Consider the following 12,265-nt stretch of genomic DNA (forward strand, 5'->3'; position numbering starts at 1 on the left):
GGTCAGCCCTGCTTGGGCGGCGGGCCGCCTGGTGCCCATTTCTCCCGAGAGGAGAAGAGAAACAGCTGCGAGTTGTCGGCGGACATCGGCGCCTGACGTGCCACCCACTGGTCATCATGGGTGTCCATGTCGGCGTCGTACTCGATGTGACAACCCAGCGGGCTGTTGAAGTACCAGAACCAGTTGGAGCCGAAGAGGTGACGCCCCGGCCCCCAGAAACTGCTCCAGCCCTTCTGCTCGAAACGCCGCCCGGCCAGCAGCACCTCAGTGCCGCTGCCCATGTGGAAGGTGAAGTGTTCGCAGCCTTTCATGTGCGGCGGGGTCTGGATCATGAACAGGCAATGGTGGTCGGCCATCGCCCCGGTGCGCATGAAGGGGCCGACACCGACGAAGGTGTCAGTGGTCACGAAGCCCAGACGCTCACGGTAGAACGCCTCGCCCTTGGCGGCATCGGGCACGAAGTACACGACGTGCGACAGGGTACGCGGCAGCGCCGGCATGTCCGGCGTGATGCCAGGCACGTTGGCCGGGCGTTGCGGTGCTGAGCCTGGCGCATTGGTCAGGTCGGCAGCGGCCGCGAACGGACGCCGGCAGGTGACCTGGAAGCCTAGGGCAAAGCCCATGTCATCGACGCTGTGCAACACACCCTGAGCATCGCGACGCACTTCACGGTCGCGCCCCAGCTCATCGGCGATGGCGTCGAGGTCGGCGACGGACTCGACGCCATACAGGGTTTCACGCAGGGAAGGCGCAGGGCCCAGGGCCGGCGGCAAGGCTGGGTCGTCATGCCGACGGATGACGATGGCGGTGCCATCCAGCGCCTCGAAACGCCCACCCTGCTCGTTCAACTCGACAGCAGTCAGGCCATAGTCGCGCAGGCAATCGGCACAGGCCTGGAGGTCATCGACGCCAAATACCAGCGCGTCAAGGCCAATGATCTTCATCGCTACCACTCCATTGAAATTGTTCTGCCAGCGCCTTGGCGAAGCGCTGGTGGTGGAGATCGGAGCAGCACGGTACTGCCCGACGTGGCAGGCAAGATGGAGCAGGAGGGGCACACCTGACCAATCGCGTGTCGGGATGCGACCTATCGAGAAACGCGATACCAAGCGCAGGGCTTATCTAGAGCGGCAATGCACCATCACCCGATGAGCCCCGATTGACTAATCGATGGCCGGGCGCAAAGGTATCTCGAAAATAAATACAACAAGTAGGAACCGTGCCATGCGTTTCAACCATCTCGACCTGAACCTACTGGTCGCGCTGGATATTCTGCTGGAAGAGCAGAACATCACCCGCGCCGCCGAACGCCTGCACATGACGCAATCGGCCACCAGCGGCGTGCTTGGTCGTCTGCGCGCCTTCTTCGAGGACGAACTGCTGGTGCAGGTCGGCCGCAAGATGCAGCCCACGCCCTATGCCCTGGAACTGGCCACCCCCGTGCGTGAAGTGCTGCTGACCATCCGCTCGTCGATCACCACCAAGCAGGCATTCGACCCGGCCTCGAGCAAGCGCCACTTCAAGCTGACGGCCTCCGATTACCTGATCACCGTGTTGTTCTCGCGGGTCATTCAGAAGATCCACGAGCAGGCGCCGCACATCACCTTCGACATGCTCGCGCCCAACGACGGCGAGTTGCTGGTACGTGGCGAGATCGACCTGATGATCGTGCCCGAGCGCTACGTGATCGAGGGCCATCCGGCGCAATTGCTGTTCGAGGAAGAGCACGTCTGCGTGGTCTGGCAAGGCAACAAGCAGGTCGGCGAGCAACTGACACTGGAACAGTACATGGAGATGGGCCACGTCTCGGTGGGCTTCGGCCGCAACCGCAGCCTCAGCATCGAGGACTGGTTCGTCAGCCAATATGGCTTCAACCGCCGCCTGGAAGTCATCACCCACGACTTCAATACCCTGCCGCAACTGGTCATCGGCACCCAGCGCATCGCCACCATGCACCGCCGCCTGGCATTGCTCTATGCCCGCTACCTGCCCCTGCGCATTCTGCCGGCGCCGGTGAAGATTCCCGCCATGCGTGAATTCATGCTCTGGCACCGCAGCATGGACGGCGACCCCATGCACCGCTGGCTGCGTGAGCGTATCCATGAGCTGATCAAGACGGTGGACATGGCTGCCCCAGGCATCGCATAAGGCGATACCTCGCATCCCAAGTAACGATTGGCCAACTGCCTTGATTCGTCTCTAAGGTGATCTGCCATTGCGCCCACGCGCTGGGCGCAGCAGACGACCTACAAGGACAACAAGAATGTTCCGTTACTTCCCCACCAATTACGTCTGGGATCTTTCCGTCAACCTGGCCATCGAGATGGGCGCGCGCATCGGCGAGATCGAAGAGATGTGCAAGCCTCTGGTCGAAGCCGCCAAGCAGCCGGATGCCGCCGGCACCGCCGCCTTCCGCGAAACCTGGGCGAAGATGGCCGACAAGCTGTGCAGCATGGCCAAGGAAGACGAGGAGCTGGGCCGCCTGCTCTCCGCCGGCGAGAAATACAACCGCGCCGCCACCTACTACCTGACCTGCGAGCGCCTGCAGGCCCACGGCGCACCCGGTCGCACGGAGCTGTACCAGCGCTTCCTCGACACCTTCGCCCGTGGCCTCGCGCTGTCCAAGGAAAACTGCGAGCGGGTCGAAATCCCCTACGAGGGCAAGCACATCTCCGGCCTCTACGTGCGTGCCGAAGGCGTCACCGGCCCGGCGCCTCTGCTGGTGCAGGTCAACGGTCTGGATTCGACCAAGGAAATGAAATACCGCGTCGGCCTGCCGGCCTGGCTGGCCAAGCGCGGCGTGTCCTCGCTGATCATCGACCAGCCGGGCACAGGCGAGGCACTGCGCCTGCACAACCTGACCGCGCGCTACGACAGTGAGCACTGGGCCAGCCGCGTGTTCGACTGGCTGGAAACCCGCAGCGATGTCGATGCCAAGCGCATCGGCATGGAAGGCGTGTCCCTCGGCGGTTACTACTGCCCGCGCGCGGTGGCCTTCGAGCCGCGCTTCGCCTGCGGCGTGGTGTGGGGCGCCAACCATGACTGGCGCGATGTACAGAAACGCCGCCTGGAGAAGGAAGGCAGCTTCCCGGTGCCGCACTACTGGGCGCACGTGCAGTGGGTCTGGGGTGCCAAGGACATGGACGACTTCATGCGCATCGCCGAGATCGTTCATCTGGACGGCGTACTCGATCGCATCAAGGTACCGTTCCTGGTCACCCACGGCCTGAAGGATTCGCAGATCCCGCTGAAATGGGCCGAGCGCACCTACGAGCAACTGGTCAACAGCCCCAAACGTGAGCTGAAGATTTTCGACGAGCGTACTGGTGGCGTGCAGCACTCCAGCTTCGACAACAGCATCAACGCCGGCCAGTACATCGCCGACTGGGTCGCGGAAACCCTCGGCGGCCGAGTGGCCTGATACGCCTCACTGAGTAGCTTCGACGCTAAGCAGTGCTTATACGGCAGGTGCGCAAGCCCTGCCGTTTTTTTTGCTCTGCGCCATTCAGGCGCCATGCCCGGTCACGCCTCACGCCCAATGCTCCACCCGCCAAGTACGCGACAGGAGGTAGAGCGATGCAGGAGAGGAAGTCGTCCCCGTGGTGCCAGACTCGACATGGCCCGGCGGACTGTTCGCTGGCGCTCCTGAGTCCCGCCCTACGGCTACCCCCTGTGGAGAATTACCCTGGGTTCAGGCGAGTGCAGAGCCCGTTCAGCAGAGTGAACGGAATCGTCGCGGAAGACGTCGCGCAGCCTGGATACCGCGACGACTTCAGGGATGCAGGAGGTGGAGCGACGCAGGGCGCCAACGCCCAGAGCATCGCCTGGCGACACCCTCAGGTTCTGAAATGGCCAACGGCCACTTTCAGCGCATCACTGACCTGCTGCAGTTCCACGGTCGATGCCTGCAGCGACTGGCTCTGCCTCGAACTCTCCTCGGCCACGGCACGCACACGGGCAATGCCGTGATGAACGTCGTCAGCCACCACGCTCTGCTGCTCTGCGGCAGTCGCGATCTGCTGATTCATCCTCTCGATGGTGGCCACCGCCTCAGTGATGCGCAGCAATGCGCTGGCGGCCTGGCTCGCCAGCCTGGCGGATTCGTCAGTCTGTACACGGCTGTGCTGCAGACGTGTGGCGGCCTGCTGTGCAACCTGCCCCAGGCGCGTGATGAGCCCTTCGATCTCGCCCGTGGACGCCTGGGTTCGTCGCGCCAGCGCGCGCACCTCATCGGCGACCACGGCAAAACCGCGCCCCTGCTCACCGGCCCGCGCCGCTTCGATCGCGGCGTTGAGCGCCAGCAGATTGGTCTGCTCGGCCACCGCCTTGATCACATCGAGCACGCCATTGATCGCCGAGCACTCGCCCAACAGCTCATGCATCACCGCAGCGCAGCCGCTCATTTCCTCGGCCAGCGACTCGGCTCGCGCGGCGGACTGCTGCACCAGTTGGCTGCCCCCGGAAGCCTGCTCGTTGGCCTGCTGCACGGCCTCGCTGGCCTCGGCGGTATTGCGCGCCACTTCCCGCGCGGTGGCGCTCATCTGCTGCATGGCGCTCACCGCCACCTCGGTCTCCTGGCGCTGCTGCTCCACGCCCGCATGACTATGGCTGATCACAGCCGTCAGGGTGCCGGCAGTACAGTTGAGTTGCGCCACCCCCTGGCCAATGCCTGCCACCAGCCCTCGCAGACTATCGAGCATGCCGCCAAAGGCCTGCAGGAGCAGACCCAGTTCGTCCTTGCGCGTCACCTGCGCAGGCTCCGCAGCGAGATCGCCAGCGGCGATACGTCGGGCCAGCGTCACGACCTCACGCAACGGCCGCAGAATGGCCAGGCGAATCAACAAGCTGGCGCCAACGCCCAGGCTCAATGCCAGCAACGTAATCAGAACGAGTTGCCAGAACGCCGCACTACCCTCCTCGACGATGGCGGTGGATTGCTCTTGCTCCAGCTCGGCCAACAACCCCGCGAGCTCGGCACTCTGCTTTTGCATGCCAGCGGCGGCCTCGACGATGCGGCTGCGGCTGTCGGCGAACTGAGTGAATGACTGGCGATAGGTCGCCAGTGCATCCCGCGCTTCGCGCAAGGATGTCTGACCCTCCTCCGTCACTCTCAACGCCAGGGTATCGATGGCGGCGAGCACATCGCTCATGCCCATTTCCCACTCGGCCAGGCGGTTCTGATCATTGTCCAGGCTGTAATTCAGCTCGCTGTCACGCACCTGCGCCAGCTTGTCGCGCAACGCGGCGCTCTGCTCCAGCAGCGTGAGTTGCTCAGAAGCATCCGCAGCCTGTTCTGCAGCCGAGGAGAGCGCATCGAGCTGATCGAAAAAGACCGCCACGAAGCTTTCCGAGGCGACCCGTGCCGTGCGTTGCATCTGGATTCGAGCCGCCTGCAACTGACGCAACGCCTGAGCGTACTGCTCGAACTCATGCAGGTAGCCCTGGGCCACGGGCGCGAGTTTTTCGTTGCGGCCCAGTGCGCCCTCCTGCAACTGCGCCATGATCGCCTGTACCTGCTCGGCGAAACGCTCATCGAGCAACAACGCGAAGTCCTTTTCGGCGAGGCGCGCCTGCAAGACGCGCGCTTGCACTTGCAGCTCGGCACGCAGCCGTTCACTGCGTTGCTGCAGGGACGCAATGGAGGTGAAGGCCGTGATTGCGACGCCCGCCGTGAGCAGCAGCACGAGGCCGAAGCCCAGCCACAACTTGGCGCCTACGGAAAGATTACCCAAGCCACTCTTCAACCTGTTCATGGCTGCAGGCCCCCGTTGATCGATGGGGCGCCAGATACGGGTAGGTGAATGGAGTGGCATCGAACGGCAAGCGGCAGCAGGTACTTCATCAGGCAGCCTTTCTTCTTGTAGTTGGGGTCAGCCTGAGCAGGCTACCGAACCCCTGCCAGAGCTCGTTAGTCGCATTTATCGCTAGCAGGTATCGCCTCATGTGATACAGCGACCAGCACACGCCATGTCCAGGCCTGAACCGTCAGGCGGCAGACCACAAACACAAAACCCCTGAACCGCTTACGGTTTCAGGGGTTTTGAAGAAATCCGCCAGGCTGCGCCGGCTCCAACGGAACCGGCCTGGCAAGCTGCTGCATCAGGCGCGGAAGCGTCCGACCAGGCCGTGCAGCTGTTCAGAAAGCTGCGCCAGTTCCTGCGAGTCGCGGTGCGCAGACTGCGCGAGGTTTTCCACCAGCAGGGCATCGCTCTGGATCTGGGCGATGTGGCGGTTGATCTCTTCGGCAACCTGATGCTGCTCCTCGGCGGCCGTGGCGATCTGGGTGTTCTGGTCACGAATGTGATCCACCGAACCGCGAATCTGCTCGAAGCTCTGGCTGGCCAGGCTGATGCGCTCGACGCTGGACTGGGACATCTCCAGGCTGTTCTGCATCTGCCGGGTCACTTCCTGGGTACGCCGCGCCAGGCCGCCGAGCAGGCTGTCGATTTCACCGGTGGAATCGGCGGTACGCCGCGCCAGGGCTCGCACCTCGTCGGCAACGACGGCGAAGCCACGGCCCTGATCGCCAGCACGCGCCGCCTCGATGGCCGCGTTGAGCGCCAGCAGGTTGGTCTGCTCGGCAATCGAGCGGATGGTGCCGAGGATCGCGTTGATGTTCTGGCTGTCCTGCTCAAGAGCCTGCAGCGCCAGGGCCGATTGCTTCAGGTTGTCGCTCAGGCGGGTGACGCTGTCGGTGGCATCTTCGATCTGCGTCTGCCCGGCATGCACCTGACGCTGGCCGTCGTCGGCCGAGCTGGCGGCCTCGCTGCAGGAGCGCGCGACTTCGTTGGCGGTGGCGACCATTTCGTTGAAGGCCGTGGAGACCATTTCCACGGCGCCACGTTGACGCTCGGCCACGTCGTTCATGTCGTGCGCCACGCGGGTCGAACCCTCGGAGGTCTGCCGCAGCGCCGCAGAAGCCTGGATGATGTTCTGCACGAGCTGGCGGATGGTGCCGAGGAACTGGTTGAACCAGCGCGCCAGCAGTGCCGTTTCATCCTTGCCCTGCACGGTCAGGCTGCGGGTCAGATCACCCTCGCCCTGGGCGATCCCTTCCAGGCCGTTGGCCACGCTGCGAATCGGGTTGACGATGAGGTTGGCGAACACGGTACCGACCACGGCGAAGGCAATCGCCAGCAGCAGCACGATCACACCGATCTGCCAGGCCAGCGCGTTGGCCTTGGCCATGACCTCGCCACGCTCGATCAGGCCAATGAAGCGCCAGCCCAGCGTGGGCGACGACCAGATGTTGGCCATGTAATGAGTACCGCCAATCTCCACCTCCAGCAGACCATTGGCGCCGGCCATCTTGGCGTAGTCCCCGCCCAGGTCGGAAAGCAGCTTGAAGTTGTGCTGCGCGTTGCTCGGGTCGACCAGCACGTTGCCGCTGTCTTCGACCAGCATCAGGTAACCGGTTTCGCCGATCTTGATCTGCTTGACCAGATCGGTGAGCTGCTTGAGCGACACGTCCAGCCCGACCACGCCAGCCAGGTTGCCCTGCGTATCGTTGACGGCGCGCACGGTGCCGATCAGCACGGCGTCATCCGGTGCCCAGTAATAAGCAGCGGTGCGCACCGTCTTGCCTGGCGAAGCCATGGCGGTCTTGTACCAGGGGCGCACGCGCGGGTCGTAGCTCTTCAGGCCTGGGTCGCCCGGCCAGATGGCATAGCCGCCATCGACCCGACCATAGGACATGTAAGCCGTGGTCGGGTGCGCCTTGGCGAAGCGGTCGAAGAGGCTTTCCAGCGCCTGGTTGGTTGCCGGCAAGGGCTGGCTGGGGGCGTCAGCCGACGAGTAGTTCTTCAGGGTCGGGGCTGCCAGGATCTCCGGCAGGCTGGCGATGTAATCGATGTTCTCGCTGATGCCCTTGAAGAACATGCCCATGGCGTTGTCGACCTGGCGGATCTCGCGAGAGCTACCGTCGAGAAAGTCGGCCTCGGCCTGCGCGCGCAGGTTGTAGATGACCACAGCGGCAACCAGGAGAATGGGCACGCACGCGATAGCGGCAAATGCCCAGGTCAGCTTCTGCTTGATATTCATTCGACTTGCTCTCGAGAGTGGGAAATCCGCCATCGGCAAGAACGCCTTGGCGAGTACGATCTAACAGGCTATCGGCATGCCCAGAGTCCGCTTGAGACCTGCCGAGAGAAATATAGCGTGATCCGCAATGCCAGAACCCGCGGCGCAGACAGGCTCAGCCAGGTTGCTGCAAGCTCAGCGCTGATCACGGAACGCCCTCGGCGAAAGCCCCGTCGCGCGCCGGAAGAAACGCGAAAAATACGCTGCCTCGGAAAACCCCAGACTGTCGGCCACCTGGGCCACCGTCATCGAGGTATAGACCAGATTGCGCTTGGCTTCGAGCAACAGGCGCTGGTGGATCAACTGCAAGCCCGATTGCCCAGCCAGGCGTCGGCACAGACTGTTGAGATGCGCCACGCTCAGGCCCAGCTGCGAGGCGTACCAATCCAGCGGGCGGTGCTCGCGATACTGCTGCTCGACCAGCCCCTGAAAGCGACGCAGGTGATTACGCCCCCGGTCGCTCATCGAAGCCTCGGCACGCTCGCCGGCCAGAGCCTGGCGCGCCAGCCACACCAGCAGCGCGCTGATCAGCGACTGCAGCATCAGTTCGCGCCCGGCCTCATGCCGCCCGTACTCGTGGGCCAGGGTGCCGAACAGCATGTCCAGGCGCTGCCGATGAGCCTCGACCAGGTAGCAGGCCGCCGCCGTCAGTGGGGGCCGCTCCAGAACGGCGCCAAGCTCGTCGACCAGCGGCTGGGCCAGGGTCAGCACATGGCCCTGGATGTCCTCGGAAAAGCGAAAGGCATGCACGCATAGCGCCGGCACCACCTGCACCGCCGACTGTTCGAGCACCCGCGTCTGGCCGTCGATCTCCACCTCGGCATGCCCGCTCTGGATGTACAGCACCTGCAGCAGATCGCTGTGCAGGTGAGCGCTGATTTCCCAGCCGTGCAGGCGGCTGCGTTCGGCGATGGACTCGCAGTGGAGCAGGTCTGGCGTCGGCCAGGCGCGATCCTCGCCGTAGAGTTTGAACACAGGAACCTGACCGGCCATGCCAATCCTCGAAAAGTCCAAGTAACCAAGCAGATAGTGCCTTCATACGCCACAACGATGCATCAAAAATACTGCTTCCTAGGTTCTTGTACGAAAAGTCGTCGAGCGAAGGTCAGGCGAGGCAAAAGCAGGTGAGGAAGCGGAGTTTACGAGCTGTAAATGAGCATTCCGAACCTGCTTTTAACGAAGCATCACCGAGCGCAGGCACTTTTCATACAGAACCTAATTCTGTGTCTTGCACACGACTGTTACCCAAGGGACAACAACAATGAAAACCCAAGTTGCAATCATCGGCGCCGGTCCGTCCGGCCTCCTGCTCGGCCAGTTGCTGCACAAGGCCGGCATCGACAACGTCATCATCGAACGCCAGAGCCCCGACTACGTGCTCAGCCGCATCCGTGCCGGCGTGCTCGAACAGGGCATGGTCGACCTGCTGCGCGAAGCCGGCGTGAACGAGCGCATGGATCGCGAAGGCCTGGTGCACGATGGCTTCGAGCTGGCCTTCGATGGCCGCCTGGAGCGCATCGACCTGCGCGGCCTGACCGGTGGCAAGACGGTCATGGTCTACGGCCAGACCGAAGTCACCCGCGACCTGATGGAAGCCCGCACGGCCTGCGGCGCGCCGAGCTTCTACAGCGCCAGCGATGTGCAGCTGCACGATCTCAAGGGCCAGCAGCCCTATGTCACCTTCGTCCACGACGGCCAGCATATACGCCTGGATTGCCAGCACATTGCCGGCTGCGACGGCTTCCATGGCGTATCGCGCCAATCCATTCCCGACGGTGTGCTCAAGGAGTTCGAGCGGGTCTACCCCTTCGGCTGGCTCGGCGTGCTGGCCGATACCCCGCCAGTCAACGAAGAGCTGATCTACGCCAACCACGAACGCGGCTTCGCCCTGTGCAGCATGCGCTCGCCAACCCGCACCCGTTACTACGTGCAGGTCAGCAGCGGGGAGAAGGTCGAGGACTGGTCGGACGAGCGTTTCTGGGACGAACTCAAGCGCCGCCTGCCTGCCGACACTGCCGCCAAACTGATCACCGGCCCGTCCATCGAGAAGAGCATCGCGCCGCTGCGCAGCTTCGTGGTCGAGCCGATGCAGTACGGCAACTTGTTCCTCGTCGGCGACGCCGCGCACATCGTTCCGCCCACCGGCGCCAAGGGCCTGAACCTGGCGGCCAGTGACGTCAGCACGCTGTACCGCATCCTGCTCAAAGTGCACCGCGAAGGCCGCACGGAGCTGCTGGAGAAGTACTCGGAAATCTGCCTGCGGCGCATCTGGAAGGCCGAGCGCTTCTCCTGGTGGATGACCTCGATGCTGCACCGCTTCCCCGACACCGACGCCTTCAGCCAGCGCATGCAGCAGACCGAGCTGGACTACTTCGTCGGCTCCGAAGCCGGGCGCCGCACTATCGCCGAAAATTACGTCGGCCTGCCCTACGAAGCCGTGGAGTAAGCCCCGTCACCGCACCGCCATGGCCATCAGGCCATGGCCAGGTGCAAGCGATGCCGGGCCTGCGGGAACAGGCGACGGAAGAAGAACCGCGCCGTCACCTCACGCGCCTCGCCCAGGCCCCGTTCGCGGCTGATACGGGCGGCACGCAGCCAGGCATGCCCCAACAGCAGCAAGGCCGTCACCTGCAGCATATCCACGGCAGCCTCGTAGGGGCGTTGCGGTGCGCTGCTCTGGCTTTCACGCAGTTGCGCCAGCGCCGCTTGCCAATCGACCAATAGCTCGGCCAACGCTTCGGCCTGCGTTTGCAGGGGCGAGCCTTCGCCACGCTGGCATTCCTCGGCGATCAGCCGTACCAGCACGGGCACGCCTGGCGCTCCTGTTGGCAGCAGCTTGCGCAGCAGCAGGTCGTTGGCCTGAATCTCGTTGGTGCCTTCGTAGATCATGGCGATGCGGCTGTCGCGCAGGGTCTGTTCGATGGGGTATTCGCTGCAGTAGCCATAGCCGCCGAACACCTGCAGCGCCTGGCTGGCGAGCTGGAAGCCCTGCTCGGTGAACCAGGCCTTGACCACCGGCGTCAGCAGCGACGCCAAGGCTTCGGCCTCGGCTCGCTGCGCCGCTTCCTCCGCCTGCTCGGCGATATCCAGCAGGTGCGCGGCCCAGTAGCCGAGCATGCGCATGCCCTGGGTCTGTGCCTCCAGCGTCTGCAGAATGCGTTGCATGGCCGGGTGCGCGGCGATGGGGTCGGCCTCGCCGCTCGCTCCAGCCGGGCGCGGCACGGCGCGCATCTGCCGGCGTTCGGCGGCATAGGCGCTGGCCTGCTGGCGGGCGAACTCGGCATGCCCCAGCCCTTGCAGGCCGACGTGCAGACGCGCGCCATTCATCATCACGAACATCGCCGCCAGCCCCTGATTCGGCTCGCCCAGCAGCCAGCCACGGGCACCGTCGAAACGCAGGCTGCAGGTGGCGCTGCCACGGATACCGAGCTTGTGTTCGAGGCCGTCGCAGAGCACGCCGTTGGGCTGACCGTCCAGCTCACGTGGCACCAGGAACAGGGAGATGCCACGGGTGCCTGCGGGCGCCTCAGGCAGGCGCGCCAGCACCAGGTGGACGATGCTCTCGCCCAGGTCATGATCGCCGCCGGAAATGAACAGCTTGCTGCCGTGCAGGCGGTAGCTGCCCGCCTCCGCCGGCTCGGCGCGGCAACGCAGCAGGCCGACGTCGCTGCCGGCCTGGGGTTCGGTGAGGCACATGGTCGGCACGCAGGTGCCGTCCACCAACCCCGGCAACCAGGCGGCCTGCAGTTCTGCGCTGGCGAAGCGGCGCACCACCTCGTAGGCGCCGTGGGCGATGCCGGGGTACATGGCCCAGGCATGGTTGGCGGCGTAGAGCATTTCCAGCAGGCCGACGTTAAGCAGTTGCGGCAAGCCCTGGCCGCCGCACTCAGGCGCACAGGCCAGCGATGGCCAGCCGCCCTCGACGAACGCCTGGTAAGCCTCGGCGAAGCCGTCCGGGGTGATCACCCGGTCATTCTCCAGCCGGCAACCCTGGCGGTCGCCGGGGGTGTTCAACGGGGCCAGGCGCTCCTCGGCGAAGCGCGCGGCCTGCTCCAGCACCTGGGCGGCCAGGGCGTGATCGAGCTCAGCGAAGGCCGGCAGCCGTGCCCAGTCCTGTTCGGCGTCCAGCCAGTGTTCGATGACGAAACGCATGTCATCCAGCGGGGCACGGTAATGCGTCATGCGC

The 12,265-nt window shown here is 64.5% G+C and carries 8 protein-coding genes and 2 pseudogenes; 3 read left to right on the plus strand and 7 right to left on the minus strand.

Annotated features, from left to right (window positions below; all coding sequences use genetic code 11):
• Positions 1 to 2: 2 nt before the first annotated feature.
• A complete protein-coding gene (locus VC352_RS21190; protein WP_322981484.1) occupies positions 3 to 944 on the minus strand; it encodes a VOC family protein in 942 nt (313 codons plus the stop codon).
• Positions 945 to 1,224: 280 nt separating this feature from the next.
• Between VC352_RS21190 and VC352_RS21195 the strand changes: the two genes are divergently transcribed.
• Both VC352_RS21195 and VC352_RS21200 read left to right on the plus strand, forming a co-directional pair.
• Entirely contained in the window at positions 1,225 to 2,148 is a 924-nt protein-coding gene (locus VC352_RS21195) for a LysR family transcriptional regulator (protein WP_322981485.1), read from the plus strand.
• A gap of 115 nt (positions 2,149 to 2,263) precedes the next feature.
• Positions 2,264 to 3,421 (plus strand): alpha/beta hydrolase family protein, encoded by a 1,158-nt coding sequence (locus VC352_RS21200; RefSeq protein WP_322981486.1) that lies wholly within the window; start codon positions 2,264 to 2,266, stop codon positions 3,419 to 3,421.
• Between the two features lie 415 nt (positions 3,422 to 3,836).
• On the opposite strand, the gene VC352_RS21205 is transcribed toward VC352_RS21200, so the two are convergent.
• From VC352_RS21205 to VC352_RS21220, 5 genes and pseudogenes are all read right to left on the minus strand, one after another.
• Entirely contained in the window at positions 3,837 to 4,700 is an 864-nt protein-coding gene (locus tag VC352_RS21205; protein ID WP_322981506.1) for a methyl-accepting chemotaxis protein, read from the minus strand.
• A pseudogene (locus tag VC352_RS21210) lies at positions 4,695 to 5,813 on the minus strand (HAMP domain-containing protein); the annotation flags it as partial. The pseudogene VC352_RS21210 and the gene VC352_RS21205, both read right to left, overlap by 6 nt.
• A 286-nt stretch (positions 5,814 to 6,099) precedes the next feature.
• Positions 6,100 to 6,867, minus strand: a complete 768-nt coding sequence (locus tag VC352_RS25585) for a methyl-accepting chemotaxis protein (RefSeq protein WP_416340222.1) — start codon at positions 6,865 to 6,867, stop codon at positions 6,100 to 6,102.
• Positions 6,868 to 6,954: 87 nt separating this feature from the next.
• Positions 6,955 to 8,073 (minus strand): annotated as a pseudogene (locus tag VC352_RS25590) (cache domain-containing protein); the annotation flags it as partial.
• A gap of 141 nt (positions 8,074 to 8,214) precedes the next feature.
• Positions 8,215 to 9,072: a helix-turn-helix domain-containing protein gene (locus tag VC352_RS21220; protein ID WP_322981488.1), complete on the minus strand. Its 858-nt coding sequence runs from the start codon at positions 9,070 to 9,072 to the stop codon at positions 8,215 to 8,217.
• 268 nt (positions 9,073 to 9,340) lie between these two features.
• Here VC352_RS21220 and pobA point away from each other — a divergent pair, with 268 nt between their 5' ends.
• Positions 9,341 to 10,525, plus strand: a complete 1,185-nt coding sequence (pobA, locus tag VC352_RS21225; protein WP_322981489.1) for a 4-hydroxybenzoate 3-monooxygenase — start codon at positions 9,341 to 9,343, stop codon at positions 10,523 to 10,525.
• 26 nt (positions 10,526 to 10,551) lie between these two features.
• On the opposite strand, the gene VC352_RS21230 is transcribed toward pobA, so the two are convergent.
• Positions 10,552 to 12,261, minus strand: a complete 1,710-nt coding sequence (locus tag VC352_RS21230) for an acyl-CoA dehydrogenase (protein ID WP_322981490.1) — start codon at positions 12,259 to 12,261, stop codon at positions 10,552 to 10,554.
• Between the last annotated feature and the right edge of the window lie 4 nt (positions 12,262 to 12,265).

The organism is Pseudomonas sp. C11 (assembly GCF_034683865.1).
GTDB lineage: Bacteria > Pseudomonadota > Gammaproteobacteria > Pseudomonadales > Pseudomonadaceae > Aquipseudomonas.

Excerpts from the sequence above, each read along its gene's own strand:
- VC352_RS25585 (WP_416340222.1), bottom strand. The coding sequence starts at position 6,867 with ATGAACGACGTGGCCGAGCGTCAACGTGGCGCCGTGGAAATGGTCTCC.
- VC352_RS21220 (WP_322981488.1), bottom strand. The coding sequence starts at position 9,072 with ATGGCCGGTCAGGTTCCTGTGTTCAAACTCTACGGCGAGGATCGCGCC.
- VC352_RS21205 (WP_322981506.1), bottom strand. The coding sequence starts at position 4,700 with ATGCTCGATAGTCTGCGAGGGCTGGTGGCAGGCATTGGCCAGGGGGTG.
- VC352_RS21190 (WP_322981484.1), bottom strand. The coding sequence starts at position 944 with ATGAAGATCATTGGCCTTGACGCGCTGGTATTTGGCGTCGATGACCTC.
- pobA (WP_322981489.1), top strand. The coding sequence starts at position 9,341 with ATGAAAACCCAAGTTGCAATCATCGGCGCCGGTCCGTCCGGCCTCCTG.
- VC352_RS21195 (WP_322981485.1), top strand. The coding sequence starts at position 1,225 with ATGCGTTTCAACCATCTCGACCTGAACCTACTGGTCGCGCTGGATATT.
- VC352_RS21230 (WP_322981490.1), bottom strand. The coding sequence starts at position 12,261 with ATGACGCATTACCGTGCCCCGCTGGATGACATGCGTTTCGTCATCGAA.
- VC352_RS21200 (WP_322981486.1), top strand. The coding sequence starts at position 2,264 with ATGTTCCGTTACTTCCCCACCAATTACGTCTGGGATCTTTCCGTCAAC.